At 63.3% G+C, this 25,049-nt stretch carries 27 protein-coding genes; 17 read left to right on the plus strand and 10 right to left on the minus strand.

What is annotated here, in order from left to right; translation table 11 throughout:
- Positions 1–54 precede the first annotated feature (54 nt).
- From EB231_RS12265 to EB231_RS12275, 3 genes are all read left to right on the plus strand, one after another.
- Complete coding sequence (locus EB231_RS12265; RefSeq protein ID WP_172349027.1) at positions 55–951, plus strand: EAL domain-containing protein; 897 nt, start codon at positions 55–57, stop codon at positions 949–951.
- Positions 948–1,796 (plus strand): EAL domain-containing protein, encoded by an 849-nt coding sequence (locus EB231_RS12270; protein WP_172349028.1) that lies wholly within the window; start codon positions 948–950, stop codon positions 1,794–1,796. Before EB231_RS12265 ends, EB231_RS12270 begins: the two co-directional genes overlap by 4 nt.
- A 165-nt stretch (positions 1,797–1,961) precedes the next feature.
- Positions 1,962–2,570 carry a glutathione S-transferase family protein gene (locus EB231_RS12275; RefSeq protein ID WP_172349029.1) on the plus strand — a complete coding sequence of 203 codons (609 nt, stop codon included), beginning with the start codon at positions 1,962–1,964 and terminating at the stop codon, positions 2,568–2,570.
- A 209-nt stretch (positions 2,571–2,779) separates the two neighbouring features.
- On the opposite strand, the gene EB231_RS12280 is transcribed toward EB231_RS12275, so the two are convergent.
- Positions 2,780–2,992 carry a cold-shock protein gene (locus tag EB231_RS12280; protein ID WP_010910991.1) on the minus strand — a complete coding sequence of 71 codons (213 nt, stop codon included), beginning with the start codon at positions 2,990–2,992 and terminating at the stop codon, positions 2,780–2,782.
- Positions 2,993–3,266: 274 nt separating this feature from the next.
- Between EB231_RS12280 and EB231_RS12285 the strand changes: the two genes are divergently transcribed.
- Complete coding sequence (locus EB231_RS12285) at positions 3,267–3,593, plus strand: hypothetical protein (RefSeq protein ID WP_172349030.1); 327 nt, start codon at positions 3,267–3,269, stop codon at positions 3,591–3,593.
- Positions 3,594–3,781: 188 nt separating this feature from the next.
- On the opposite strand, the gene EB231_RS12290 is transcribed toward EB231_RS12285, so the two are convergent.
- Positions 3,782–4,351 carry a methylated-DNA--[protein]-cysteine S-methyltransferase gene (locus EB231_RS12290; protein ID WP_172349031.1) on the minus strand — a complete coding sequence of 190 codons (570 nt, stop codon included), beginning with the start codon at positions 4,349–4,351 and terminating at the stop codon, positions 3,782–3,784.
- 181 nt (positions 4,352–4,532) lie between these two features.
- Here EB231_RS12290 and EB231_RS12295 point away from each other — a divergent pair, with 181 nt between their 5' ends.
- Positions 4,533–5,504: a lytic transglycosylase domain-containing protein gene (locus tag EB231_RS12295; RefSeq protein ID WP_172349032.1), complete on the plus strand. Its 972-nt coding sequence runs from the start codon at positions 4,533–4,535 to the stop codon at positions 5,502–5,504.
- A 5-nt stretch (positions 5,505–5,509) separates the two neighbouring features.
- Positions 5,510–5,998 (plus strand): GNAT family N-acetyltransferase, encoded by a 489-nt coding sequence (locus EB231_RS12300; protein WP_172349033.1) that lies wholly within the window; start codon positions 5,510–5,512, stop codon positions 5,996–5,998.
- Between the two features lie 274 nt (positions 5,999–6,272).
- Here the strand turns inward: EB231_RS12300 and EB231_RS12305 are convergent, their stop codons facing one another.
- Positions 6,273–6,611 carry a hypothetical protein gene (locus EB231_RS12305; RefSeq protein ID WP_172349034.1) on the minus strand — a complete coding sequence of 113 codons (339 nt, stop codon included), beginning with the start codon at positions 6,609–6,611 and terminating at the stop codon, positions 6,273–6,275.
- Positions 6,612–6,774: 163 nt separating this feature from the next.
- Here EB231_RS12305 and EB231_RS12310 point away from each other — a divergent pair, with 163 nt between their 5' ends.
- The 8 genes from EB231_RS12310 to EB231_RS12345 all read left to right on the plus strand — a co-directional run bounded on the left by EB231_RS12310 (position 6,775) and on the right by EB231_RS12345 (position 12,235).
- Positions 6,775–7,194, plus strand: coding sequence for a lysozyme inhibitor LprI family protein (locus tag EB231_RS12310; RefSeq protein ID WP_172349035.1), 420 nt, complete (start codon positions 6,775–6,777; stop codon positions 7,192–7,194).
- 138 nt (positions 7,195–7,332) lie between these two features.
- Positions 7,333–8,076 carry a DUF899 family protein gene (locus tag EB231_RS12315; RefSeq protein ID WP_172349036.1) on the plus strand — a complete coding sequence of 248 codons (744 nt, stop codon included), beginning with the start codon at positions 7,333–7,335 and terminating at the stop codon, positions 8,074–8,076.
- Between the two features lie 221 nt (positions 8,077–8,297).
- Complete coding sequence (locus EB231_RS12320) at positions 8,298–9,257, plus strand: YihY/virulence factor BrkB family protein (protein ID WP_340163213.1); 960 nt, start codon at positions 8,298–8,300, stop codon at positions 9,255–9,257.
- Positions 9,258–9,422: 165 nt separating this feature from the next.
- On the plus strand, positions 9,423–9,845 hold the full coding sequence (locus tag EB231_RS12325) for a pyridoxamine 5'-phosphate oxidase family protein (protein ID WP_172349038.1): 423 nt from the start codon (positions 9,423–9,425) through the stop codon (positions 9,843–9,845).
- Positions 9,846–9,949: 104 nt separating this feature from the next.
- Positions 9,950–10,501: a DUF4142 domain-containing protein gene (locus tag EB231_RS12330; RefSeq protein WP_172349039.1), complete on the plus strand. Its 552-nt coding sequence runs from the start codon at positions 9,950–9,952 to the stop codon at positions 10,499–10,501.
- Positions 10,502–10,834: 333 nt separating this feature from the next.
- Positions 10,835–11,299: a cupin domain-containing protein gene (locus EB231_RS12335; RefSeq protein ID WP_172349040.1), complete on the plus strand. Its 465-nt coding sequence runs from the start codon at positions 10,835–10,837 to the stop codon at positions 11,297–11,299.
- Between the two features lie 77 nt (positions 11,300–11,376).
- A complete protein-coding gene (locus EB231_RS12340; RefSeq protein WP_172349041.1) occupies positions 11,377–11,769 on the plus strand; it encodes a RidA family protein in 393 nt (130 codons plus the stop codon).
- 73 nt (positions 11,770–11,842) lie between these two features.
- Positions 11,843–12,235 carry a RidA family protein gene (locus EB231_RS12345; protein ID WP_172349042.1) on the plus strand — a complete coding sequence of 131 codons (393 nt, stop codon included), beginning with the start codon at positions 11,843–11,845 and terminating at the stop codon, positions 12,233–12,235.
- Between the two features lie 84 nt (positions 12,236–12,319).
- Here the strand turns inward: EB231_RS12345 and EB231_RS12350 are convergent, their stop codons facing one another.
- Positions 12,320–14,086 (minus strand): hypothetical protein, encoded by a 1,767-nt coding sequence (locus tag EB231_RS12350; RefSeq protein WP_172349043.1) that lies wholly within the window; start codon positions 14,084–14,086, stop codon positions 12,320–12,322.
- A 199-nt stretch (positions 14,087–14,285) separates the two neighbouring features.
- Between EB231_RS12350 and EB231_RS12355 the strand changes: the two genes are divergently transcribed.
- Positions 14,286–15,212, plus strand: coding sequence for a DUF4238 domain-containing protein (locus tag EB231_RS12355; RefSeq protein ID WP_172349044.1), 927 nt, complete (start codon positions 14,286–14,288; stop codon positions 15,210–15,212).
- 65 nt (positions 15,213–15,277) lie between these two features.
- Here the strand turns inward: EB231_RS12355 and carB are convergent, their stop codons facing one another.
- The 4 genes from carB to EB231_RS12375 form a co-directional block, all read right to left on the minus strand.
- The gene (carB, locus tag EB231_RS12360; protein WP_172349045.1) at positions 15,278–18,781 is read right to left on the minus strand and encodes a carbamoyl-phosphate synthase large subunit; all 3,504 of its coding nucleotides are present in this window, start codon (positions 18,779–18,781) and stop codon (positions 15,278–15,280) included.
- A gap of 236 nt (positions 18,782–19,017) precedes the next feature.
- Complete coding sequence (locus EB231_RS12365) at positions 19,018–20,052, minus strand: SH3 domain-containing protein (RefSeq protein ID WP_172349046.1); 1,035 nt, start codon at positions 20,050–20,052, stop codon at positions 19,018–19,020.
- 214 nt (positions 20,053–20,266) lie between these two features.
- Positions 20,267–21,022: a metallophosphoesterase family protein gene (locus EB231_RS12370; RefSeq protein WP_172349047.1), complete on the minus strand. Its 756-nt coding sequence runs from the start codon at positions 21,020–21,022 to the stop codon at positions 20,267–20,269.
- Positions 21,023–21,139: 117 nt separating this feature from the next.
- A complete protein-coding gene (locus EB231_RS12375; protein ID WP_172349048.1) occupies positions 21,140–21,496 on the minus strand; it encodes an ArsR/SmtB family transcription factor in 357 nt (118 codons plus the stop codon).
- A gap of 195 nt (positions 21,497–21,691) precedes the next feature.
- On the opposite strand from EB231_RS12375, the gene EB231_RS12380 reads away from it, so the two are divergent.
- Entirely contained in the window at positions 21,692–22,870 is a 1,179-nt protein-coding gene (locus EB231_RS12380; RefSeq protein ID WP_172349049.1) for an MFS transporter, read from the plus strand.
- A gap of 26 nt (positions 22,871–22,896) precedes the next feature.
- On the opposite strand, the gene EB231_RS12385 is transcribed toward EB231_RS12380, so the two are convergent.
- Positions 22,897–23,352 (minus strand): MarR family winged helix-turn-helix transcriptional regulator, encoded by a 456-nt coding sequence (locus EB231_RS12385; RefSeq protein WP_172349050.1) that lies wholly within the window; start codon positions 23,350–23,352, stop codon positions 22,897–22,899.
- Between the two features lie 215 nt (positions 23,353–23,567).
- Here EB231_RS12385 and EB231_RS12390 point away from each other — a divergent pair, with 215 nt between their 5' ends.
- On the plus strand, positions 23,568–24,362 hold the full coding sequence (locus tag EB231_RS12390) for an SDR family NAD(P)-dependent oxidoreductase (protein ID WP_172349051.1): 795 nt from the start codon (positions 23,568–23,570) through the stop codon (positions 24,360–24,362).
- A gap of 60 nt (positions 24,363–24,422) precedes the next feature.
- Here the strand turns inward: EB231_RS12390 and EB231_RS12395 are convergent, their stop codons facing one another.
- The gene (locus tag EB231_RS12395) at positions 24,423–25,022 is read right to left on the minus strand and encodes a LysE family translocator (RefSeq protein ID WP_172349052.1); all 600 of its coding nucleotides are present in this window, start codon (positions 25,020–25,022) and stop codon (positions 24,423–24,425) included.
- Positions 25,023–25,049 lie beyond the last annotated feature (27 nt).

A 25,049-nucleotide genomic window follows, 5' to 3' on the forward strand; every position in this document is an offset into this window, starting at 1 on the left:
AGGCTTGCATGGCAGGATCGCAATCCATTCCGCCAATCCGCGGAGCGAGGAACCGTGTCGCGCAACATCGGGCTTGCCCACATCATCCGTCATGATGACGGCACCTCGTCAGGTGTCTGGGGCCTCTACACGCTGCAAAGTGCCTTCCAGCCGATCTTCGCCTTCAAGGAAGGCAAGCTGTCGGTTGTCGCCTTCGAAGGGCTGATCCGGCCGTTCCGTGACGGCGAGGCGCAATCGCCGACGACCTTCTTTTCGACCTGTCCGGCCGCCGACCGCTTGCATATCGAGGCGCTGACCAGGACGCTGCATCTCCTCAATGCCGGCGCCTGCCTGCCGCGGGAGGCATCGATCTTCGTCAATTTCGATCCGTCCGTGTTCACCGAGCGGACGGTCGCCGACCATGCCTTGCGTGAAATGCGGCTGGTGCTGCACGAGGCCGGCATCGATCCGGGCCGCGTCGTGTGCGAGGTGACCGAGCAGAGATCGGCATCGCAGGAGACGCTGCACGGTTTCGTCGCGGCGCTGCGGGGCAACGGTTTTCGCATCGCCGTCGACGATTATGGCGCCGACGATTCCGACATCAACCGTATCAAGGAGTTGAGGCCCGACATCGTCAAGTTCGATGCCCTCTGGATCACGCAACTGATGGAATCCGGCGCCGGTTTCGCCCTGCTGACCTCCATGGTGAAGAGCTTCGAAGAGCAAGGCATCCGCACGGTGTTCGAGGGTATCGAAGAGGGCTGGCAACTGGAGCTCGCGGAGAAGTCCGGCGCCTCGATGGTGCAGGGCTTCGTACTGGCGCGGCCCGAGTTGGCGCCGACGAGTTTCCGTGTTTTCGCAAAAAGCAGTCCTGACCCGATTGCCGCCGCGAGGGATGCGCCCACTGCCCACACCGTCGCCCCACGTACAGCGCGATCGACGAAAGCCTTCGGGCGTCGGGTAACGCCATGAGGCTCGAGCGGCGGCGCAATGTCGGCGACGCGATCTTCGTCGATGAGGTCGGCATCGAATACGGCGTCCATGGCGATTTCCGCCTGCGCAGCGCCTACCAGCCGATTTTCGCGCCGCTCGGCGGCACGCTGCACGCGGTGGCGGTCGAAGGGCTGATCGAGCCGCACCGTGGCGGCCGGGCAGGGTCGCCGCGGGCGTTCTTCGAGAGCATCGCGATGTCGGACCGGCTGTTTGTCGAAACCATGTGCCGGGTTCTGCATCTCAGGAATTTCCAAAACATCGGCGTCGACGGGCTCGATCTGTTCTTCAACTACAATCCGATGGTCAACGACCATCCCGGGCGGGCGCTGGCCGAGATCCGGCTGATGAGCCGGCATCTCGGCGAGTTCGGCCTCGCCCCCGGTATGCTGGTCTGCGAAATCACCGAACAGGCGGCGGACGACGCGCTTCTCGCTCGGCTGGTGCGCGAAATGCGGCGCGACGGCATCCGCATCGCCATCGACGATTTCGGCACCGGCCACTCGACCGAGGAGCGGGTGAGCCTGCTCCAGCCCGATATCGTGAAGATCGATGGCGGTTGGTTTGGAGAGTTCTGTCGCCACGCCGCCGCCGAACGGTTCTTCAGGCCGCTGGTGTCCAGCCTGCACGATCGCGGTGCCAGGGTGCTGGTTGAAGGCATCGAGCAGCCCACCCATCTGCGCGTCGCGCTCGACGGTGGCGTCGACCTGCTGCAGGGTTTTCTTCTGGCCCGGCCGGCGCTGGCCGGCACTATCTTCGACGAAAAGCCGATCGCCATCGATGCGCTGCTGGGCAAGGAGAACAATGTCGTGCCGCTGTTCGGTTAGGGCATGCCGATATTCAGGTGATGCCGGCCTGATCTGAATCTCGACATGCGCTTGAGCGAGCACTTTCACATATCAGCGCCGCTGATGGTCGCGCCAAAACAAATCATTGGTTGAAGGCGCGGCGGCTGCGATAATCGCCTGGTCAAGGCAGTTCCGGGATCGTCCATGATACTCTACAGCATGATCGACAGCGGCAATTGCTACAAGCCGCGTCTGCTGATGGCCAAGCTTGGCCTCGCCTTCACCACGATCGAGGTGAGTTCGCATACCGGCGACACGCGAAAGGCCGGCTTCGTCGCCAAGAACCCCAACGCGATGGTGCCGCTGCTCGAACTCGACGACGGCCGCCGGCTGGCCGAATCCAACGCCATCCTGCTCTATCTCTCCGAAGGCACGCGCTTCCTGCCGGCGGACAGATACGAGCGCGGGCTCGCCTATCAATGGCTGTTCTTCGAGCAATACAGCCACGAGCCCTACATTGCCGTGCGCAAGGCGCTGCTGACCTTTCCAGAGCGCGCCAGGGATGCCACGCCCGAGCGGCTGGCCGTGACGCTGGAGCGCGGCAACAAGGCACTGGGCGTGATGAACAAGTATCTGGAGAACAACGCCTTCTTCGCCGGCAACGCCTTCAGCGTCGCCGACATCGCGCTCTATGCCTACACGCATACGGCCGAGCAGGGCGGCTTCCAGCTCGACGCTTATCCGGCTGTTATGGCCTGGCTTGGCCGCGTCGAGGCGGATCCGGGGCATGTGCCGATCGAGTGGGTGGGTTAGGGCTGTGGTCCAGACAAACAAAAAGGCGGGATAAATCCCGCCTTCCCATCCTCGGTAGCCTGATTGGGAGCGTCCGGTCCGGGCTGGCAGCTATCTGCTGATCCGGCTTGTCGGGTCTTTCCGCTCCAGCGCGCTTCTCGCGCGACTGTCAGTACATCCGTGACTTGCCGCGCGCCCCGAACTCTCGTCCGGCGCGCGCTATCGCAAAATCAGGCTGCCTTGCTCAGAGATCCAGCGGACGACTTGCCAGTGCGGCGGTCCTGCTCGATCTCGAAGTTGATCTTCTGGCCTTCGACCAGGGTCGACAGTCCAGCGCGCTCGACAGCGGAGATGTGGACGAAAACGTCCGCGCCGCCCGCGTCAGGCTGGATGAAGCCGAAGCCCTTGGTGGCGTTGAACCACTTGACCGTTCCAGTTGCCATAAAAATAGTCCTTGCATTTGCTTTGGTTTGACCAGACCGAAGTCCAGCCGGTGTGCATCGAGATTTTGGAGATAGACGTCAGCAAACGCGAAGATCGCGAGGCCCGGATCGATCGGCCGAAATATCAATGGGACTGATATAGGCTGCTTTCGCACGAAAAACAAGACTGTGTGAGAAAGCCGTGATTGCGGGACTGCCCAACGGCCGCCCCAATCTGGTGAAACCGTTGCCACAAATCGCGCTGTCCTTGGGTAGCGGATCAGGGGAGAGGACCATGAAAACCATTCTGATTGCCGCCTGCCTGACGCTGGTGGCCGCCGAGGCGCAGGCGATCTCGCGCTACGACCCGACGCATATGAGCTGCGGCAAGGTGCAGTCGACGATCGCGCGCCAGGGCGCGGTCATCCTGCGCTACCAGTCGAAGCGCGTGCCGGGGCTGCCGCTCTACGACCGCTATGTGCAGAGCCAGCAGTTCTGCACCATGGGCGAGGTGAGGACGCGGGCCTATGTGCCGAGCGCCGACACCAAGTCCTGCCCGGTCTACAACTGCAAGCGTCCGGACAATGACCATTTCCGCCGCCGCTTCCTGCGCCGTCACTAGAGCGTTTCGCCGTTTCACGGATACGGCGAAACGCTCTATCTCTTTGTTTTTGATGCATTTCCGGACGGAAAACCGCTCACACTTTTCCTGGAATTGCTCTAAGGTGTGCTGATGTTCAGGTGATGCCGGCCGCGAACGATGTCGGCCCTGCCTGACCTGATCACAACACACCTCAAGACCAAGGCCCTCTAGAACCCGAAGGACACTTGCGCCGGAGGCGGCGGGCCGACGCGCACGCCTTCCATGGCCAGCATCTTCTCCTTGGTGACCGAGCCGCCGGGCGCGGAGAAGCCGCCGATCTTGCCGCCGGCCGCAAGGATGCGGTGGCAAGGAATGACCAGGGGCACCGGATTGGCGCCAAGGGCGGCACCCGTTTCGCGCGGCAGGCCGGCATGGCCGGCGCGCTTGGCCAGTTCGCCATAGGTGGTGGTCTCGCCATAGCTGAGTTTGCGTGCCGCGTCGTAGATGGCGAGACGGAACTCGTCGACGCCGTCGAGATCGACCGGGACGCCGGAGAAATCGACGTCCTCGCCGGCGGCGTAAGCCTTGATCGAGGCGATCAGGTCGATCACCCATGACGGCTGGGCGGTGGAGGCGGAAACGCCGGCATGGCGCATCAGCCGCCGCTCCACTGCTTCGCGGCTGCGTTCGGGCAGGCAGAGCCGGATCAGGCCCTTTTCGCTCCAGGCGATGCCCATGAAACCGATCACTGTTTCTAACACTGCGTGGCCGGCTGTGATCGAAGATGTCGTTTCCATGATGCGCTCCTTTCCGCAAAGCCGCGAAATCCGGGATTCCATCCAGTACATATCAGGAACAATATGGCATCGCCGCCCGCGTCCCGCCACCCGAAAACCACCAGATGGCCCCGATTGCCCCCCAGGAATCGCTGGTGTAAGGGAAATCTTAACGACCCGACAAACCGGACCAGAGCGCGGCTTGCCAGCAAAACATACCCTTATAGCGATCGGCGTGATCATGGCGGCGGCCGGCATGAGCGGCTGCACCTCGACCTCGCAGATGAAAGCCGCGCCGTCCCTGACCGAGACCGCGACTGTCGCTGGTACCGATGCCGGCTTCACCATACCGCTGCCGGACACCGTTTCGGTGCTGCCGCAATCCTCCGGCATTGCCCCCGTCCAGACCGCCGAACTGACGCCTGGCGCCGTCATTTCGGAAGGTGAGGCAGCAGTCGCGCCAGCCAGCCAGCCGGCGACCGCGGCCTTTGCCGGCGCGACGCCGACGGCTCCGGCCGTGCCCGCCATCATGATCGCCAGCCCCAGTGCCTGGCAGGCGCCGCCGCCCTCCAAGGCAGGCCAGCCGGTGAGCGCAACTCAGCCCGTGATCAAGTCCGCCGAGACCTATACGACAGCCGGCATCGTCATGCCGGCAGTCGCTGGCGGCCAGAAGGCCATGCCCGGCGTGCAGCAGGTGGCCTATGTCGTGCCGCAGAACCCGGCTTCCCTCGTGCAGTTCCCGTCGGCGCCGCTCAGCCCTGCCGCCCCGGAAGAGCACACAGGCATGCGCGGCGATGTCGACCGGCTGATCGTCAAATACGCTGCCCTTTACCAGGTGCCGGTGGATCTGGTGCGCCATGTCGTCAACCGCGAAAGCACCTTCAATCCCAAGGCCTACAATAATGGCCATTGGGGACTGATGCAGATCAAGCACGCGACGGCGCGCGGCATGGGCTATGACGGGCCGGCCAAGGGCCTGTTCGACGCCGAGACCAATCTCAAATACGCGGTCAAGTATCTGCGTGGCGCCTGGCTGGTGGCGGACGGCAACGCCAAGAAGGCCGACTGGCTCTACCAGACCGGCTATTATTTCGACGCCAAGCGCAAGGGCCTGCTCGAGGCGACCGGCCTCGGCGTCGATCGCAAGCGGCGCCGCCTGCAGCCCGACGCCTGAGCGCGATGCCCGAACCGCGCCCGCCGGCTCTCAACGACATCCGGCTGCGCAAGATCCTCGACGAGACGCTCGTTGCACCGCACTGGCCGGAAGGCTTTACCATGCGTTGCTTCGAGCCCGGAGACGCGCCGCCCCTGCATGCGCTGCTGAGCGAAGTGTTCGACGACGGCGCCGACGGCCCGTTCGACGAATGGTGGCCGCGCATCTCCGGCGACCCCGAATTCGACCCGGCGCTGTGTTTCCTCGTCATCGACGCCAAGGGCCGGCTGGCGGCGGCGGCACTGTGCTGGACGTCGGCCTTCGTCAAGGACCTCGCCGTTCATCCCGAGGCGCGCGGCAAGGGCATCGGCGAAGCGCTGATGTGGCATGCCTTTGCCAGCTTTCGCGACCGGGGCGCTGACCGTGTCGACCTGAAGACCAATACGGTCGAGAATCCCGCCGCCGTACGGCTCTACGAGCGGCTGGGGATGACGCCGGTCGCCTGGGAAGGCTAGATTCACGCTTTTTCTGGAATTGCTCCGGGGACCGATCGCTTCCTGTCGATTGGTGCCGGCCGATTCTCCGCCGCCGAGCGGAAAACCCAGTGCTCTGTGAACTGCTTCACGGAGGCGGCCGCCTGCCCATGCTAATGAAGCGTCATGACGCCATTCGGCTGATCCGGGATCGTCGATCAGCTGGGCACAGGAGGAGGCCGCACCGGCATGTGTCGGCCCTTCCACGGCAGGTCCCGGCGCGGGGTTCCGGGGCCTGCCGTCCTGCGCGATCTCTCTAGATATCCGGCGCGTTGCCGATCTTCTTCTTGAGCTCCAGCGCCCAGGCGCGGCCCTCATCGCCGCCCCACAGCAGCCAGGCGATGTGGCCGGCTGACGGGTTGTCCTCATTGCCGTAGTTTTTCCCGCGCTTGTCGACCTCGTGGCGCGCGAAATAGCTGACCATGCGGCGGATGGTGGACGGCGCGAGCTTCTCGCGGTTCTTCAGTTCGGTCGCCCGCGCGACGCCGATCTCGGTGCCGCCACGGCCGAACCGCTCGCGCAGCCTGAGCCCCTTGGCGGCGTTGTCGGCCACCACTTGCGGGCAGCGCAGGTCGATCTCGTCGGCGTCGTGCATTCTTCTCCCCAGTCCCGCAAGCCCTAGCCGATGGAGGCAATGCGGGAAAGGCGGAGGGGTTCCAACACGTGAAAGAAACTATCCACCAAGGTGGCACATCGCATCTTGCCCGAGATGGCTTGACGGTTAAGCTGCGGTCTCGACCGAAACAGGAGGAAACATGATGCGGCTTCTGCTCTCCAGCCTTGCCACCCTGGTCCTTGCGGCCCCGCTCCTTGCCGGCGCCGCGCGCGCCGCCGACTGCGCCAATGCCCAGGACCAGGCGACGATGGACCAATGCGCCGGCAAGGATTTCGATGCGGCCGACAAGAAACTCAACGAGGCCTACAAGCAGATCATGGGCCGGCTGAAGGACAATGCGCCGTCGAAGAAATTGCTGGTCGACGCGCAACGCGCCTGGGTCGCCTTCCGCAATTCCGAATGTGCCTTCCAGGGCGGACCGCGCGAAACCGCCGGCAGCGTCTATCCCATGGTCGTCGCCAACTGCCAGGCGGGGCTCACCGAGAACCGGCTGAAGGAGCTCCAGAGCTATCTCCATTGTGAGGAAGGCGACCTGGACTGCCCGGTGCCGGCGGCGCAGTAGCCATCATCCGCTCTTTCCGGGGTTTGGCGATCGTCTCCGCAAGCCGCGCAAGAATGTCGGAACCGATCGCGGCCAGACGTCCTTGGGTCGCACAGCAACCGCGCCGGGACGCCGGCGCGCGGACCCAAGGAGCCGATCATGATCACCTTTCCCAACGAATCCGCCAGATACCGCACCGCACGCGAAAAGCTCCTGAAGAAGGAAATCGAGTTGCGCCGAGCCATGGAAGCGGTGGCCGAGGCACGGCGTGCGCTGCCGCTGGGCGGGCTGGTCCGCCAGGACTATGTCTTCGATGCGCTCGATGCCGGTGGCAGGCCGGCGAAGATGAAACTGTCGGAGCTGTTCGCGCCCGGCAGGGATTCGCTCATCCTGTACAACATGATGTTTCCGCGCCATCCGCGGGAAACGCGCGATGTGGCGATATCAGGCGGGACGGCCAGGCTCGCCCGGCCGGACCAGCCATGCCCGTCCTGCACGGCGCTGCTCGACCAGTTCGACGGCGCGGTCGGGCATCTCGAAGCGGCCGGCTTCAACTTCGCCGTGGTGGCGAAAACCGCGCTCGAAAACCTCGTCACGCTCGGCCGCGATCGCGGCTGGCGCAACATGCGGCTGGTGTCGTCGGCCGCCAACAGCTTCAAACGTGACTACAATGCCGAGGATGCCGACGGCGCGCAGATGCCGCTGCTGTCGGTGTTTCACCGCGATGGTGACGGCATCAGGCACTTCTGGTCGTCGGAGCTCGGCTTCGCGCCGGCGGAACCCGGCCAGGACCCGCGCGCCATCGGCACCTGCGAGATCCTGTGGAACCTGATGGATTTCACGCCGGAGGGCAGGCCCGATTGGAATGAGCAGCTGCAGTATGGGGAGGCCTGCTGCCATTGAGGGTGGTGCGGCCTCCCTTCTCCCACAAGGGGAGAAGGGGTTCTTCCCTGCTCGCCTTGCGCACGGTTTCCGCACCATTGATCGTGCGCTTCACATCGCCGGTGAAGCTCCCGCTCAAGTCGGCCGGAACATAGGAAGATGCGCTGCATTGATAGTAGACGGTTTGCGACCTCCTTCACGGATTCGAAGTGCGACTCACGATTAGAAACGCATGGGACTTGGTGCGCGAAAGCGTGGTCGGCTTTGTCAACGACAATGCCCTTAGTCATGGCGCGGCGATGGCCTTTTATGCCGCCACGTCGCTGGCCCCGGTTCTGATAATTGTCGTTGCGATAGCTGGCATCGCATTTGGTCATGACGCAGCGCGGTTGGCTTTGTCTGCTCAGATATCGGGGCTGATGGGTTCAGAAAGCGCGGCGCTGCTTCAGACAGCGCTCGAAGGAGCATCCAGCAAATCATCGGGGACGCTGGCGGCCATCGTTGGCGTGGCCACCTTGCTCGTCACCGCCTCCGCGGTCTTTGGCGAGATGCAGCAGGCCCTGAATGCAATATGGAAAGTTGAAACGAAAGGGAGCTCGCTGTCGCGTCTCTTGCGCGCGCGTGCGGCAAGTCTCGGCCTGGTCGCCGCACTCGGCTTCATGTTGCTGGTATCCCTGGTGGCGAGCGCCGCGATCTCGGCTCTGGGCAACACGATCAGCGCTCAATTGCCGTTCGGCGAATTTGTTCTGAGCGCGATCAACACCCTGATATCCTTTTCCCTGATCTCCGTGATGTTTGCCGCTATCTACAAAGTCTTGCCGGATCGTGCCTTGGAGTGGCGGGATGTCGGGATCGGTGCTGTCGTGACCGCCGCACTGTTCACATTGGGCAAGTCGCTTATCGGCTGGTATATCGGCACAAGTGCGATCGCATCGTCATATGGCGCGGCCGGAGGGCTGCTCGTCATACTGCTCTGGGTCTACTATTCATCAGAAATCTTTCTGTTCGGCGCAGAGTTGACCCGTGCCTATTCCGTTCGACATGGCAGCAGGTCCGACCTGAACGGGCTGGTTCAAAATGCGTCCACTCAAACTGTTTCAATTCGCCAAAAGGCCAGATCTTCGGGCGCCGTTGCGTTGTTGGCGGTGGCGTGCGTGAGCGCAGTGATGACAGCCTTTCTGCTGGGGCCTCGTCGCCCATAGCGTCCAGATGGACAGACCATGCGTGGTGATGGTGCGCAGCTCCCGCATGCCGCATTGCCGCGCCGATGATTGTCGGCGGATGAATGTCTGGCGCCCGAGAAATTCCCGAGAACCAAAGGAGAGATCGCACGTTGCCCTAGCCAACCCCTTTGACAGGAGCACACCATGCCCGACCGAAACCTTGCCGAAATTGCCGAGAAGATGCGCGACATCGATGTCGCCATGCTGTCCACCCATTCCGAAGGCGGCGCCATCGCCGGCCGGCCGATGAGCAATAACCAGGACGTCGATTATGACGGCTCGTCCTACTACTTCACCTGGGAGAAGTCTGAGGTAGTGGCCGAGATCGAGCGCGACGCCAACGTCTCGCTGGCCTTCAAGGGCGACGATGGTTTCTGGGTTGCCGTCGAGGGCAAGGCCGAGATCATCCGCGACAAGGCCGCCTTCGAGGAACACTGGAACGAGGACATCGACGAGTGGTTCGAGCAGGGCACCGACACGCCCGGGCTGGCCATGATCAAGGTCGAGGCCACGCGCGCCCATTACTGGGACGGCGAGGACGAAGGTGAGGTGACACTGCAGGCGTGAGGCCGCCGCTTACCCTTCTCCCGCACGGGAGAAGGGACGCTGCGGGGGCAACCTCACCGCTTCTGCCGCGTTGGGCCTTCGAGGGCACCGACATGGAGAGTATCATGAGACCGCATCTTGCCATCGCCATGCTGGCCCTTGTGGCCGGCGCGCCTTCGGCCTTCGCCCAGCAGGCGGCGCCGTCCACCGGCGTGCCGCCCGTGTCGGAGAACAAGGTCGACACCGACACCTTCACCAGGACATTGGTCAGCGCCAACCGCTTCGAGATCGAGAGCAGCAAGCTGGCCTTGAAGAAGGGCGTTGCGGCCGATGTGAAGGTTTTCGCCGCGCTGATGGTCAAGGACCACACCAAGGCCGGCCAGGATTTCAAGGCCGCGCTGGAAACGAGCCAGACCACGGCTTCCGTAACGCCCGAAGGTCCGCCGCTGCTGCCGAACGACCAGGCGATGCTCGACCAGCTCGAGGCGCTGGACGGTGACGCCTTCCAGGCCAAATACATCACCTTGCAGACACAGGCGCACAAGCAGGCGGTAGCGATGTTCTCCACCTACGCCCAGTCCGGCGACGACCCGGCGCTGAAGGAGTTTGCCAAGAAGACGCTGGCGACGCTGAAGATGCATGAGATGCATGTCAGGGATTTGGCGGCGGTGCATTAGGGGATCGCGGGTTGACCGTGTGCCGAGACTGGCTGAGCCATCCCTCGCTTCGTCATCCACGGGCGGCGCAGACCCGAGGATCCATGCCGGGACTCCTGTGCGTTGCAGCGGTGCAGAATTCTGCGCCGCTGTGCCTCTCGTGGATGTCGCGGCATGGATCCCAGGGTCTCCGCGACGCCGCTCCGCGGCTGCTACGCCCTAGGATGACGAAGCTGGGGGCGCTTCGGCCAATCTCCGACGGCTGCAATAGCCTGGCAACCCGCTGCCGCAAAGTGGCTCTGTGCCGGCGCCCGCAGTGCCATAGACTTCCCCCACTAATCCACGGGAGCACCCATGCCCAAGATCGACCTCGCATCCGTCCCCGTCCGCCAAGGTTCCGGTTACCCCGCGCCCTTCGATGCCGCTTGCGCCACCCGTACCCGCCGGCGCCTCGGCGATGCCGGCGGCCTCAGCGATTTCGGCGTCAATTTGATGACACTCCCGCCCGGGGGCTGGTCGAGCCAGCGCCACTGGCACAGCCATGAGGATGAACTCGTCTATGTGCTGGAAGGCGAGTTGACGCTGGTTGAGGATGGCGGCGAGACGCTGCTCAAGGCGGGCGACAGTGCTGCCTTCGCCAAGAACAGCGGCAACGGCCATCACATGATCAACCGGTCGTCGGTTACAGCCCGCTACCTCGAGGTCGGCTCGCGCAACCCGGACGATGTCATCACGTGCTCCGACATCGACATGATGAGCCCGAGTTCGGATGGGCGGTTTTTGCACAAGGACGGCACGCCGTATCCGGGGCAGGGGTGAGCGCTGGACCATGCATCGGCGCTGGCGTTCGGCCGGTGGCCGGATAAGCTGCCCCGCAAACCCCTGGGGAGAATGCCATGAAGAAGGAAGTTGTCGAAGTGCCGGTGCTGTCGGCGGCCGTGCGGGCGCTCGGCGTGCCGCTCTCGCTGGTGACCAGGGGCGCGGGGCTGGTCTTCGTGTCTGGCACGCCGCCGCTCGATATCTCGACCGGCAGGCTGGTCAAGGGCGACATCGAGGTGCAGACCGAGGCCTCGCTCCAGGCGCTGAAACATTGCCTGGAAGCGGCGGGTACCTCGCTGGAAAACGTGGTGATGGTGCGCGTCTATGCCGTCAATTCCGGCTTCTACAACGCCATCAACCGGGTCTATGCCAGGCATTTTCCCGAAAACCCGCCGTCGCGGACCTTCGTGCCGGTGGCGTCATGGCCGATGGAGTTCGACATCGAGATCGAGTGCGTGGCGGTGGCGTGAACCCTGGACCATGCCTCGGCGCTGGCGTTTGGCCGGTAGCGCTATAAGCTCCCCCGCAAACGGAGAGATTGCCATGAAGAAGGAAGTCATCGAAGTGCCGGTCATGTCGGACAAGGTGCGGGCCCTCGGCCTGCCCTGTTCGACGGCGGTGAAGGCCAACGGCTTCGTGTTCATCTCGGCGACGCCGCCGGTGGACATGGTGACCGGCGAGATGGTGCGCGGCGACATCGAGGTGCAGACCGAGGCGTCGCTGAAGGCGCTGAAACATTGCCTGGAGGCGGCCGGCACCTCGCTGGAAAACGTGGTGATGGTGCGCATCTACGCCGTCAATTCCGGCTTCTACAACGCCATCAACCGGGTTTACGCGAAGTATTTCAACGTCAACCCGCCGGCGCGGAGTTTTGTGCCGGTGGCGTCTTGGCCGATGGAGTTTGATATCGAGATTGAGTGTGTGGCGGTGGCTTGAGAACCGCAAGTCCCCTCCTATTTTCTCGGAGAACTGTGTGCCCTTGTCGCCATTGGATGCACTTCGCCATAGGCGTCCGACCAATCAAGCGGCAGGCGCAGCCTCTTCCGGGGCGTCTGTCGCCTTTGGAATGACAGCGAGCTCTGCATCTGGCAGCCGTCCAAACTTTTTCTGCCATTGTATTAACTGCCAAGTGTGGGCTCTGGCACTGTCCAGTGGGCTTCGTGCTGCTATAATTTGGAGCGCATCGGCTGCACGGGACATGATTTCTATAGCGATATTGGTCGGGTTTGAGACATTGAGATAGTCCGTGAGGCCTTCGCGTATTTTCCTAAGCTCTTCGTTGCGATGGCTCGTGAGCACCCGCACGTATTCCTCTACCGGTAGTTTTGCCAATTGCGCCGCAATATCCGAACCGAATCCGGCCTCTTTCAAACCCAAGAAAAGCGCATCATTGGAGAGATCAGGCTTCACGCCCTCTCTAGCTTTCATTACCCTTGCAAGAATGTCCTTAGGCAGTTCCATGCCAAAGCGGAAAAGGCGCTCAACGTCAAAAGCGCTCACATCGCCATCGTGCGCCATTTCATAAAGGTCAAAAACCTTTTTCGCCTCTTCCTGGTGCCCAATCCTGCCAAACAAGTCGATGAGCTGCGATGTTGTGCCTAGGGAATAAAACTGCGCGTTGGCCTCAAAGCACTCCATAAGCTCAGCGACTAATTCCTCTCCATTGTCATCGAACGAGTTGCGATATGAATCCCATGCCTTTTCCAGCTTGGCATTCGCCTCGGCGGACTGCTCGATTTTGTTGAGTTCGGTCGCATAAACAGCCACCACGTCCGGATCGAAATACCCATTGATAATACCGTCCATTAGGACAAGGTCGAAATCGTCAGTATGGGTGAAGCCATATTGCCTTAGTTTCGGCTCCCATTTTTCCCGCAGCTTGGCAACCTCTTCGTTCGGGGGCTGCGTTGCGAAGGAATACTCTCCAATCGCCTTTAAAAAATTCAGGGTCGGTGCCATCTCAGGCTGGTAGTTACACCATCCAAATAGCACCAGTGATTTCGTTACCGCCCTCAACACGCCAGGCTTATAGTCTTCGAGCATCGGAGCTATATCGCTTACGATGCTATAAATCTTCTGAATGACGCGGATATTGTCGATTCCGAGCAGGATGGTTTGCTCGCGAACTTCGTCTGTTGGAATTGGAGCAGCTTTCAGGTTATCGAGAGCAGTCGCAGCAGATTCACTTGCGGAGGGTATGAAGCGCAGGTTGAGGTCGACGACCTTTTCAAGGAATCCCTCGAACTGTGGGCGATCATCCAGTCGCTCGTCATTCAAAAGAAGGGCTACTTTGCAATGACGCTCCTCCGTCAACTGCGAAATTAGCCCAAGAACGTCCCCGCTCCGCAAGTGCTCTCCCTTGCGTTCAAGGTCGTCTATGCAAATGAGGCGATTGCGAATAAGCAGTGTCATTAGCGATGCAGCGGCACCATAGTAGCCATCGCCTAAGAAACCGCCGAACCGGCCAGCTAACTTCTTTACAAGCGTCACACCGTCTTCGTAGGCAGCGGTAAGGTTGGTCGCATCGAAAGGCTGGCCTATCCGTTCTCGCTTGATCGTCTGGGTCGCAATGTGGCGCTGCACTTCCTCGATGCTGTTCAGCCCAAAGAGAGACACATAGGCATATTTTTCTAAACCTATACCGCCCTTGACCTTTGCAGCTTTCTCCAGCTCATCGTTCCAAGTGTAGGTCTTGCCCGTGCCCCAATTGCCTCGGATGCAGAGCACTCCTGGGTCGTCTGTTTTCAGGAATTCTGCAACCTTCTGGCGCACCAGTTTCGTTGACATGTGCCCACCCCAAGACTCAGAGCATCACCGTAACTTGAATCTTGGCTGTGTCACTTCCTCGTTTTAATTTAGCGCAGCTGTTGAAACATTATCGACGTCGCGGCAACGAGGGGACATGTTACAGGTTGATCCGTTTTTGATTTATAGATTTCCAGAGTTGACGTGAATGCGAGCGGGTCAACCGATCAAGCACCATTTCTTGCCGGTCTTCTACTTGAAACGCTGGGCTCAAACTGATGGTCGGCTGATCGAATTCAGTAAGCCTTTCGGCAATCAGGTGAAGCCTAAGCGAGTTCACCCAGAGGGCACGGGTTACATATCGAGGCTTTACGCCATTCAAGGTCTGCCTGACGAAGTCGCGCATGAGATGGAGCGCGAGTTTCTCTCCCCAATCGATAGCAAGGCTGCTGATGCGCTTCAGACCATGCTTAACGGTGGAGAATTCTCGGTTGCACAACGCCTCGCTTGGTCGGGTTTTCTTGCCACGCTTTTGTCGCGAATGCCCTCGGATATTAGAATGCTGCGCGAAAACATCACAGAGCTATCTTCGACGATCGCCCCAGGTTTTGAGAATATCTTTCAGGCACTAAAGCGCGAAAATGAGGCTCGAACTTTCGAGCAAATGACTGACGAATTCCTAGCGAAAGCTGCGCCTCGTGCCATTAGGCACGCAAAAAATTTGATGTCGAACGAAAGATTGATATCTGGATTGGCAGCGATGGAGTGGTCAGTGTTGACAGTGGATAGAGCTGTCCACGAGCTCCTGACGTCGGATCGACCGGTAATCTATACCAACGTACTCGGGAGTGCAGAATCACACGTCATCGTGCCAATTGGGCCGCGAAAGCTATTCGTTGGGGTCAACGACCGAGCTCTTATTGAAAAGATTAAGCGTATTGGGGAAGACAAGCTGGTTAGCGCCACAAACGCTGCTGTTGTCGGTGCCGCCGACAAGTTGGTCTACGGCAGGTCCGATAGCCAAATCCGTTTCGTCCAAAATCGTATGGGCGAGGCTCAAGTTCCTTCACTCATCGAACGGATGAGGGTTTTGCAAAGGTCTCGTTACGATGACGTCTTAAGACTTTTACGTGAATTGCCAATTCCAGTTCAAAATGAGCCTGAGTAGCCGCTGCCCCTCATCTGCCTGCCGGCACCTTCTCCCCGTTGAACGGGGAGAAGGGAGCTAGTCGCCTAAGCAAAATACTCCTGCAGCGGCCTGACCTCCAGGCTCCCTGCCTTCAGCGCTGCAATCGCCTCGGCAACCGCCGCCGCACCCGACAGCGTCGTGTAATACGGCACTTTCTGCATCAGTGTGGCACGCCGCAGCGATTTCGAATCCGACACCGCCTTCTGGCCGTCCGTCGTGTTGAACACGATCTGCACCTGGCGGTTGCGGATCGCGTCTTCGATGTGGGGGCGGCCTTCCAGCACCTTGTTGATCTTCTCGGCCACGACGCCGTTTTCGGCGAGGAAGCGCTGCGTGCCTGAGGTGGCCAGCACCTTGAAGCCGAGGCCGGCCAGGCGCTTGACCGCCGGCAAGATGCCCTTCTTGTCCTCGTCACGCACCGAGACGAACAGCGTGCCCGCGCGGGGGAGATCAACACCCGCGCCGAGCTGGCTCTTGGCGAAGGCGAGCGCGAAATCGCGGTCGAGGCCCATGACTTCGCCGGTCGAGCGCATTTCCGGGCCGAGCAATATGTCGACGCCGGGGAAGCGGGCGAAGGGGAAGACGGCTTCCTTGACCGCGATGTGGCCGGGGTTGCGCGCATCCGGCATGGCGCCGTAATGGGCGAAGGCGTCTTCCAGCGTCTCCCCGGCCATGATGCGGGCCGCGATCTTGGCTATGGGACGGCCGATGGTCTTGGCGACGAAAGGCACGGTTCTTGACGCGCGCGGGTTGACCTCCAGCACATAGACCGTGCCGTCCTTGATCGCGTACTGCACGTTCATCAGCCCGCCGACATTGAGCGCGCGGGCAAGCGCCGCCGTCTGGCGCTCCAGCTCGTCGACCAGTTCCGAAGGCAGCGAGTGAACGGGGAGCGAGCAGGCCGAGTCGCCCGAGTGGATGCCGGCTTCCTCGATGTGCTCCAGAATGCCGGAGACGAAGGTCGCCTTGCCGTCGCAGAGGCAGTCGACGTCGACCTCGATGGCGCCTGACAGATAGGTGTCGAACAGCAGCGGGTTCTTGCCCAGGAGCGTGTTGATCTGGCCGGTCTTGTCGTTGGGGTATTTCTGCTTGATGTCCTCCGGCACCAGGCCGGGCACGGTGTCGAGCAGATAGGATTGCAGCATGCCCTCGTCATGGATGATCTGCATGGCGCGGCCGCCGAGCACATAGGAGGGACGCACCACCAAGGGGAAGCCGAGTTCGCCGGCGACGAGGCGGGCCTGCTCGACCGAATAGGCGATGCCGTTCTTCGGCTGGCTGAGGTTGAGCTTGTGCAACAGCTTCTGGAAACGGTCGCGGTCCTCCGCCAGATCGATCATGTCGGGCGAGGTGCCGAGGATCGGGATGCCGGCCTTCTCCAGCGCGTCGGCGAGCTTCAGCGGCGTCTGGCCGCCGAACTGGACGATGACGCCGACCAGTTCGCCCGACGCCTGCTCGGCGCGCAGGATCTCCAGCACGTCCTCCGCCGTCAACGGCTCGAAATAGAGCCGGTCCGACGTGTCGTAGTCGGTCGAGACCGTCTCCGGGTTGCAGTTGATCATGATCGCTTCATAGCCGGCGTCGCGCAGCGCGAAGGCGGCATGGCAGCAGCAATAGTCGAACTCGATGCCCTGGCCGATGCGGTTCGGGCCGCCGCCGAGGATGACGACCTTCTTGCGCGACGAGACCTGGGCCTCGTTGGCGAGCGCGCCGGCGAAGGGCACTTCATAGGTCGAGTACATGTAGGCGGTGGGCGAGGCGAACTCGGCCGCGCAGGTGTCTATGCGTTTGTAAACCGGATGAACGTCGAGCTTTTCGCGAATCTTCTGAACGACTTCCGCGTCGGTCTTCGTCAGCGAGGCGAGGCGGGCATCGGAGAAGCCCATCGCCTTCAGCATGCGCAGATTGACGGCATCCTGCGGGATGCCGTGTTCGCGGATGCGCGCTTCCATGGCGAGGATGCCGGCGATCTGTTCGAGGAACCACGGGTCGATCTTGCACATGGCGTGCACGTCTTCCAGCGAGGTGCCCATGCGGATCGCCTGCGCCACCATGCGCAGCCGGTCGGGCGTCGGCGTGCCGAGTGCGGCGCGGATGGCGTTGCGGTCGTCGGCATGGTTGGCAACTGCCGCCCCGTGGCCGAGGCCGGGGATCTCGATCTCGTCGAGGCCGGTCAGGCCGGTTTCGAGGCCACGCAAGGCCTTCTGCAGCGATTCCTGAAAAGTGCGGCCGATGGCCATCACTTCGCCGACCGACTTCATGGCGGTGGTCAGCACCGGCTCGGCGCCGGGGAATTTCTCGAAGGCGAAGCGCGGGATTTTTGTGACGACATAATCGATCGACGGCTCGAAGGAGGCGGGCGTGGCGCCGCCGGTGATGTCGTTCTCCAGCTCGTCCAGCGTGTAGCCGACGGCGAGCTTGGCGGCGATCTTGGCGATGGGGAAACCGGTCGCCTTCGAGGCCAGGGCGGAAGAGCGCGAGACGCGCGGGTTCATCTCGATGACGACAAGGCGGCCATCGGCCGGGTTGACGGCGAACTGCACGTTGGAGCCGCCGGTCTCGACGCCGATCTCGCGCAGCACCGCGATCGAGGCGTTGCGCATCATCTGATACTCTTTGTCGGTGAGCGTCAGGGCAGGGGCGACGGTGATCGAGTCGCCCGTATGCACGCCCATCGGGTCGATGTTCTCGATCGAGCAGACGATGATGCAATTGTCCGCCTTGTCGCGGACGACCTCCATCTCATACTCCTTCCAGCCGAGCACGCTTTCCTCGATCAGCACTTCGGTGGTCGGCGAGGCGTCGAGGCCGGACTGGACGATCTCGTAGAATTCGGCCCTGTTGTAGGCGATGCCGCCGCCGGTGCCGCCCATGGTGAAGGAGGGGCGGATGATGGCGGGCAGGCCGACATGGTCGAGCGCCTGGGCGGCGATCGCCATGGCGTGGCTGATGTAGCGCTGCTTGCGGTCGCCTTCGCCGAGGTTCCAGCGGGTTTCCAGCGCGTCGAGCGCGGCGTCGAGATTGTCCGGCTTCTCGGCCTTCAGGGCGGCGCGCTCGGCCTCATGCGTCTTGCGGTCGGCGTTCTTGACGTCGGTGGCGTTGGCCAGCATCGACTTCGGCGTTTCCAGGCCGATCTTGCCCATCGCCTCGCGGAACAGCGCGCGGTCCTCGGCCTTGTCGATGGCCGTGGCGTCGGCGCCGATCATCTCGACATTGTAGCGCTCGAGCACGCCCATGCGGCGCAGCGACAGCGCGGTGTTGAGCGCGGTCTGGCCGCCCATGGTCGGCAGCAGCGCGTCGGGCCGCTCCTTGGCGATGATCTTGGCGACCACCTCGGGCGTGATCGGCTCGATATAGGTGGCGTCGGCCAGTTCCGGATCGGTCATGATGGTGGCCGGGTTGGAATTGACCAGGATGACGCGGAAACCTTCCTCCTTCAGCGCCTTGCAGGCCTGGGTGCCGGAATAGTCGAACTCGCAGGCCTGGCCAATGACGATGGGGCCGGCCCCGATGATCAGGATCGACTTGATGTCAGTGCGTCTTGGCATGGCGAAGTTCCGTTTGGCGGGCGGCTTGCACAAAAAACCGGGACGGGAAGACCCGGCCGGTTGTGCTCGCGATTCTGGTATCAGGCTAGGTGGGCCTTATAGGGAAGAGTTTTGGCGGATGTAACCCCGAAAATGCGAAGAAGGCAGTAGGGATTGGGCAATAGACAGCAGGGGAGCTTCAAGCGCCTCGAGCGTATGCCCCTACTGCCTATTCCCTACTGCCTACTGCCTAATCCCTAGTCTCCAAACGCCACCGTGTCCGTGATCTCGAAGCGTTCGGAGACGCCGATGCGGATCAGGTTCAGGCTGCCCTCGCGTGTGTAGCGGAATTCGCTGTGTCCGTTCGAGCCGGCCGGCAGGCGGGCGTCGAAGGAGATGACGCGGCTGCCGCCGTCGGGCCAGATCACGATGATGTCGGCCTTGTCGGCGCCCTTGTGCACGACGGTCGCCGCGCAGCGCTCCATCGGCTGGCCGAAATAGCGGGAGCAGGGGATCTCGAGGCCACCGCCAGAGGCAAGGGCGGCGGGCCGCGGCGGCAGTTCGGCAACGGTCTGCGTGTCGAGAGCGGGCGCGGCATCGGCGGATTCCGGCCGCGGCGTGGGAACGGGAGCGGATCCCGCCGCCGAGCCGCTGTCCGCCGTACCGGCATCGCCGTCGGGGGCCGGGATTATTTCCCCGGTCGACGGCGTTTCACTCGCCGCCAGGGCCAGGCCGTAGGCATCCTGCATGGCGATGGTGGCGGCGGATTTCACCTGAGCTTCGGGGGCCACGGGTTGGGCCACGCCGCCCAGCCTTGCCGTCAGGTCGGGCGGCGCCGTGACGCTGCTGGATACCTGGGCGGCGGTTGCTGTCGCCGCGGCTGGGTCGCCGGCGGCGGGCATGGCCGCATCGGGAGCGGCTGGCGGTGCATCCGCTGCCTGGTCGGGGCTGGGCACGGTTGCCGGGTTGACGGGAACGAGGTAGCGCGCGGGCGCCCAGCCGGTGGCTTTGGGATTGTCCGATACAACCTTGCACCATGGGTGCCCGTCAATGTCGTTGCAGCCAAGGTTCCTGACGCTTGCCCCGGCAGCCAGGCGGGTTTCGGTCTTGCCGATCGCCGATGGCTTGGCGCGGATATTGAGCAGGTCGTCGGGGGCGAGGCCGGTGACGATGGAGATGAACGGCGCCTCTTCGGCCTGGGCAGGCACGACAGCCGGCCACGCCGCCATCAGCAACGGAGCCGCAATCAGCGCATGCAAACTTTTTCGGAGCGTAACTGTGCGCCTCTTCATTTGGCCGTGCGCCGATACTCAAATCACCATGCCGTGGCGGTTCCGCCGCGTACCCGGCCGGTTTTATAAGGGACGAAGCGCCGCCATGTAAGTCCGAAAATTCAAACGAGCCATGGTGCTGGTCCGGCGGGAGGAGCCCCGCCGTTGCTTCCAAAGCCTCAGCGGCGGTGTGGATTCATGGGTCAGGATCGCGGATTTGGCCGTTGAGGGATGCTTACGGCATGAAGCCGGTCCTGAGCGCGTGAGCCCATTCCGGGCGTCCCGCCTGTTCGGCCTGTCGCGCCGCCGCTTCATGGTCATAGTCGACGGCGATGGCCTCGAAACGGTCGGGCCGGCCTTCGCCGCCCAATGTGACGATGCCGTAGCGCGCATGCGGCGAGCCCTGTTCGGAAACATGCGCGGGCGGGGTGGAATCATCATAGGCGGGGCAGCCGATGCTGCCTGGATTGAAGATGACGGGACCGCCGGGGACGCGGATCAGCTCCGGGCGGTGGCTGTGGCCGCAGAGCGCGATGCGGCAGGCGGGGTCGAGTGTCTTCAGCCGCCGCCGGATCGCCGCCAGCGGCGCGCGCACCAGTTGGCCATCGACGATCGCGTCGAGCAGATATTTCTCGTCATGGTCGGGCCGGGCGTGGAAGGCGACAATGCCTGGCGCGATCTCCAGCGTCAGCGGCTGGGCGAAGAGAACCTGGCGCTGCGCCTCGGTCAGCCGCTCCTTTGCGTAGACGTCGGACGCCCACATGGTCTCGTCCGCGGGATCGGCGGCGACGCGGCGGTCGTGGTTGCCGCGCACCGTCGGCAGCTTCAGCGCCTCAAGCCGGGCAAACGTCTCGCGAGGCCAGAGCGGGCCGGAAACGCTGTCGCCGAGATTGACGGCGAGATCAGCGCCGCCACGCCGGCGCAGATCCTCCAGCACGGCGTCCAGCGCCAGGACGTTGCCATGGATATCGGCGAGGACGGCAATGCGCATGGGGAGGCTCCGGTGGTGAGGCAGCGTTTCCTCTTCCTCGCGGATCGGGAAAGAGGTGGCCGCGAAGCGGCCGCAATGGGCGCTTCCTTGCGTTGGCAGTTAACGCCGCGTCGTGATTCAGGCCGGTACTTCGAGGTCGTGGCCGCCGACCGCCGGCAGTGCCGGGTCGTCCACGGCCGCGGCGATGACGCTGTCGAGCAGGCCGGGGAAGCGGGCGTCGAGGTCGGCGCGGCGCAGCGTGATCATGCGGTTGGTGCCGGCCACTTCGGCGCGGGTGACGCCGGCCTCGCGCAGCTTGGCAAGGTGGTAACTGAGGTTGGTCTTGGAGGCGAGGTCGAGGAACTGGCTGCAGTTCAGCGGCACGCCTTCCTTGCTGGCGAGATAGCGCACGATAGCCAGCCGCGTCGGGTCTCCGAGCACGCCAAGCACGATGGGCAGGCTGATCTGGTCCGTATTGGGGTGTGGCAAGGTCATGGCTGGAACCTAAGCACAGTTCGGGCCGATTTCAACGCGTCTGTCCCGCCGTGGCCGTGCACAGTGTTTCTCCGTCCTGGGATCCGTGCTGACACAGGGCTGTCAGGATGGTTCAGCTATTTTCCCCTGGCTTCATTGACATCATGGCCTGTTATGTCCAATTGTTCAATAACTTTTGAACTAAGGACACCTGCCATGGACAAGCGGCTCTTCTGGCTCGCGCTCGGATCGTTCACGATCTCGACCGAAGGCTTCGTCATCTCCAGCCTTCTGCCCGACATCGCCAGGGATGCCGGCATTTCCATCCCGCTCGCCGGCTCGCTGATCACCGCCTTCGCGCTCGCCTATGCGGTCGGAACGCCGATCCTGGCGACGCTGACCGGCGAATGGGACCGGCGCCGCGTCATCCTGTGGACGCTGGTGTTCTTCGTCATCGGCAACGTTGTTGCCGCCTTGAGCTCATCCTTCGAAGTGCTGTTGGCGGCGCGCATCATCATGGCGCTGTCCTCCGGCCTGTTCGCCGCGACCGCGCAGGGCACGGCGGTGGCGCTGGTCGATGACCATCACCGGGCGCGTGCCATCGCCGTCGTCGTCGGCGGCACCACCGTGGCCGTCGCCGTCGGCGCGCCGCTTGGCGCGCTGGTCGCGGCGGTCGCCGGCTGGCGCGGCACCTTCTATGCCATTGCCGGGCTTGGCGCGCTCGCCGGCGCCATCCTGTGGTACCGGCTGCCGCGCGGTATCGTCGGTACCAGGCTGCCGCTCAGGCGCCGGCTGGCGGCGGCGATGCGGCCCGGCGTGATGCCGATCCTTGTGACGACATTGCTGGCGCTGACCGGCGCCTTCACCGTCTTTGCCTATGTCGCGCCGCTTGCCATCGAGGGCGCCGGGCTCAGCCAGATCGCGCTGCCCGGCATGCTGCTCGCCTTCGGCGTCGGCGCGGTCATCGGCAACATCGCCGGCGGCCAGGCGGCGGACCGCTTTGGCGCCACCCGCACCGTAGGCTGGTCGCTGGCGCTGAGCGCGGCCATGCTGGTGATGCTGTCGGTCGTGCCGACCTTCCTGCCGCAGCATATTGCCGGCCCGGCGCTCATGGCGATGATGGTGCCGTGGGGCATCGTCGGCTGGGCTTTCCCGCCGGCGCAGGCCAGCCGCATCATCAAGCTGGCGCCCGACGCGGCCCCGATCGTGCTGTCGCTCAACGGTTCGGCGCTCTATCTCGGCGTGGCGCTGGGCGCGGTGGTTGGCGGTGGCGTGCTGCGCTACGGCGCGCCGGCCGACCTCGGCCTGGTCGCCGCCGCCTTCCCGTTGATCGGGCTCGGCATCGTGCTGGCCGGCCGCTGGGTGGCACGGCCGGTCGCGATGCCGGCTGAGTAGAACCTGTCTTGAACCCGCCGGCCAGCTCAGCTGGCTGGCGGAAAATCAAAATCCAGCGCGGAAACATCATCCAGCGCCGCGCGCAACTTCGCTGCCTTCTCCTTGCCGACCATGTCTTCGAAACGCTGCTGGGCCACCCGCCACAGCTTCATCGCCTCATCGAGCTTGACCAACCCTTGAGGCGTCAGCCGCACCCGCTTGATGCGGCGGTCGGCCGGATCGGCGAAGGTCTCGACATAGCCGTCGCGGATCAGCGGCTTCAGCGTGTGGCCGAGCGCCGACAGATCCATGATCAGGGCAGACGCAATGGCGCCCATCGCCGGTTCGTTGGAGATGTGGATCTGATAGAGCAGGCCCTGCTGCGTGGCTTTCAGGCCCGAGGGCGCCAGTACATCATCGTAGTACTGGCCAATCTTGCGCGTCGCGCGACGCAGCATGGCGTTGTTGCAGAGCGACAGTCCGGGCAGGGCCTCTTTCGACATGACGGTTCCCTCGGCGGCGCGGACATGATGTCCGGCTGCCGCCTGACAAATAATCCCGGATGCGCTCATTGACAAGATAGTGGCATATGCCTATTTTACCGATAGTGGCATATACCACTAAATCAATCAGGCGGCTTGCCGGCAAGGTGAGGGCTGACGTCCACGGTGCCGGCGACAAGGTCGAAGCGAACAGTTCGAGACAGAAGGACAGGACAATGAGTGGACAGGCAAACAAGGGCACGGCGGTCGTCACCGGCGCCTCATCGGGCATCGGCGCGGTCTATGCGGACCGGCTGGCCGGGCAGGGTTACGACCTGGTTCTGGTGGCGCGGCGCGCCGACCGGCTCGAGGAACTGGCTGAGAAACTGCGCTACGCCTACGATCGCAAGGTCAGCTTCATCACAGCCGATCTGTCCGATGACGAGGACGTGCGCCGTGTAGAGCGGCTGATATCGGCCGACGACAGCGTGACGCTGCTCGTCAACAATGCCGGCCTTGGCGGCCAGCAGGTGGTGGCGACGGCCGACGCCGACGCGGCCGAACGCATGATCAAGGTCAATGTCATCGCCTTGACCCGTTTGACCCGTGCCGTGCTGCCGGGTCTTCTGGCTCGCAACCGCGGCGCCATCGTCAATATCGCCTCGGTGCTTGCCTATGAGACCTCGTTCGGCGGCATCTACAGCGGCACCAAGGCCTATGTCGTTAACTTCACCGAGGCCCTGCACCGCGAGGTCGCGGGCACCAATGTGAAGGTGCAGGTGGTGCTGCCGGGCGCGACCCGGACCGATTTCTGGGAACTTGCCGGCAGCGATATCGACCAGCTTCCGAAGGAAATCGTCATGTCCGCCGACGATATGGTGGATGCGGCGCTTGTCGGCCTGGCCAGGGGCGAAGCCGTCACCGTGCCCGCTCTTGCCGACGCCGGCAAGCTGGACACTTTCCTTGGTGCCCGGCAAGCCTTCTACGGCAGCCTGCACGCCGGCAAGCCGGCCGCCCGCTACGCGGCTTGAGGCAGCAAGGCTTGGGTTCCTCGCTCCCATTCTATGGGGGCGAGGAACTGGGCCATCGCCTCACGCCGACCGCCACATCGGGATGATCGACGCCGCCAGCACCAGCGCCAGCACGATGTTGAGCGCGCGCCATTGCCACTCGGTCTTGAGCAGCCGTGCCAGCACCATGCCGGCGAGGCACCAGACGGACAGCGAGATGGCGGCGGTGAGGCCGAAGGTCGAGCCGAGCAGCAGGGCAAGCTGTCCCGGGCCGTCGGCCAAGGCGGCGAACGAGGCCGCCGCACCCAGCCCCATCGCCCAGCCCTTGGGATTCATCCACTGGATGCCGGCGCCGCCCAGGAAGCTGTTCGGCCTGGCCATGCTCACGTCGAGATTGGGCGGCCCGGCGCGACCGATCTTGACCGCCAGCCAAAGAAGATAGAGCGAGCCGGCGATCTTCATCGCCAGTTGCAGCGCAGGGACCGCAAGCAGCAGGCCGGCGAGCCCAGCGGCGGCTGCGCCTGTCACGGTGGCGAGGCCGGCGGCACTGCCGATCATCAGCGGAACGGACCGGCGAAAACCGAACTGCGCCCCCGAGGCAGTCGACAAGGTTGTGGCGATACCAGGCGTGGCCGTGGCCACGAAGGCAAACAGGATGAGCGGCAGGATGGGCTGGAGCATGGGGCGTCCTTCTCGGAGGCCCCATGG

Source organism: Mesorhizobium sp. NZP2298, assembly GCF_013170825.1.
GTDB lineage: Bacteria > Pseudomonadota > Alphaproteobacteria > Rhizobiales > Rhizobiaceae > Mesorhizobium.

What these genes read in the sequence shown, in the direction of transcription:
- EB231_RS12390 (WP_172349051.1), top strand. Translation starts at nt 23,568, where the DNA reads ATGAGTGGACAGGCAAACAAGGGCACGGCGGTCGTCACCGGCGCCTCA.
- EB231_RS12305 (WP_172349034.1), bottom strand. Translation starts at nt 6,611, where the DNA reads ATGCACGACGCCGACGAGATCGACCTGCGCTGCCCGCAAGTGGTGGCC.
- EB231_RS12365 (WP_172349046.1), bottom strand. Translation starts at nt 20,052, where the DNA reads ATGAAGAGGCGCACAGTTACGCTCCGAAAAAGTTTGCATGCGCTGATT.
- EB231_RS12270 (WP_172349028.1), top strand. Translation starts at nt 948, where the DNA reads ATGAGGCTCGAGCGGCGGCGCAATGTCGGCGACGCGATCTTCGTCGAT.
- EB231_RS12340 (WP_172349041.1), top strand. Translation starts at nt 11,377, where the DNA reads ATGAAGAAGGAAGTTGTCGAAGTGCCGGTGCTGTCGGCGGCCGTGCGG.
- EB231_RS12280 (WP_010910991.1), bottom strand. Translation starts at nt 2,992, where the DNA reads ATGGCAACTGGAACGGTCAAGTGGTTCAACGCCACCAAGGGCTTCGGC.
- EB231_RS12300 (WP_172349033.1), top strand. Translation starts at nt 5,510, where the DNA reads ATGCCCGAACCGCGCCCGCCGGCTCTCAACGACATCCGGCTGCGCAAG.
- EB231_RS12335 (WP_172349040.1), top strand. Translation starts at nt 10,835, where the DNA reads ATGCCCAAGATCGACCTCGCATCCGTCCCCGTCCGCCAAGGTTCCGGT.
- carB (WP_172349045.1), bottom strand. Translation starts at nt 18,781, where the DNA reads ATGCCAAGACGCACTGACATCAAGTCGATCCTGATCATCGGGGCCGGC.
- EB231_RS12290 (WP_172349031.1), bottom strand. Translation starts at nt 4,351, where the DNA reads ATGGAAACGACATCTTCGATCACAGCCGGCCACGCAGTGTTAGAAACA.
- EB231_RS12285 (WP_172349030.1), top strand. Translation starts at nt 3,267, where the DNA reads ATGAAAACCATTCTGATTGCCGCCTGCCTGACGCTGGTGGCCGCCGAG.
- EB231_RS12345 (WP_172349042.1), top strand. Translation starts at nt 11,843, where the DNA reads ATGAAGAAGGAAGTCATCGAAGTGCCGGTCATGTCGGACAAGGTGCGG.
- EB231_RS12310 (WP_172349035.1), top strand. Translation starts at nt 6,775, where the DNA reads ATGCGGCTTCTGCTCTCCAGCCTTGCCACCCTGGTCCTTGCGGCCCCG.
- EB231_RS12275 (WP_172349029.1), top strand. Translation starts at nt 1,962, where the DNA reads ATGATACTCTACAGCATGATCGACAGCGGCAATTGCTACAAGCCGCGT.
- EB231_RS12350 (WP_172349043.1), bottom strand. Translation starts at nt 14,086, where the DNA reads ATGTCAACGAAACTGGTGCGCCAGAAGGTTGCAGAATTCCTGAAAACA.
- EB231_RS12385 (WP_172349050.1), bottom strand. Translation starts at nt 23,352, where the DNA reads ATGTCGAAAGAGGCCCTGCCCGGACTGTCGCTCTGCAACAACGCCATG.
- EB231_RS12330 (WP_172349039.1), top strand. Translation starts at nt 9,950, where the DNA reads ATGAGACCGCATCTTGCCATCGCCATGCTGGCCCTTGTGGCCGGCGCG.
- EB231_RS12325 (WP_172349038.1), top strand. Translation starts at nt 9,423, where the DNA reads ATGCCCGACCGAAACCTTGCCGAAATTGCCGAGAAGATGCGCGACATC.
- EB231_RS12315 (WP_172349036.1), top strand. Translation starts at nt 7,333, where the DNA reads ATGATCACCTTTCCCAACGAATCCGCCAGATACCGCACCGCACGCGAA.
- EB231_RS12380 (WP_172349049.1), top strand. Translation starts at nt 21,692, where the DNA reads ATGGACAAGCGGCTCTTCTGGCTCGCGCTCGGATCGTTCACGATCTCG.
- EB231_RS12370 (WP_172349047.1), bottom strand. Translation starts at nt 21,022, where the DNA reads ATGCGCATTGCCGTCCTCGCCGATATCCATGGCAACGTCCTGGCGCTG.
- EB231_RS12395 (WP_172349052.1), bottom strand. Translation starts at nt 25,022, where the DNA reads ATGCTCCAGCCCATCCTGCCGCTCATCCTGTTTGCCTTCGTGGCCACG.
- EB231_RS12375 (WP_172349048.1), bottom strand. Translation starts at nt 21,496, where the DNA reads ATGACCTTGCCACACCCCAATACGGACCAGATCAGCCTGCCCATCGTG.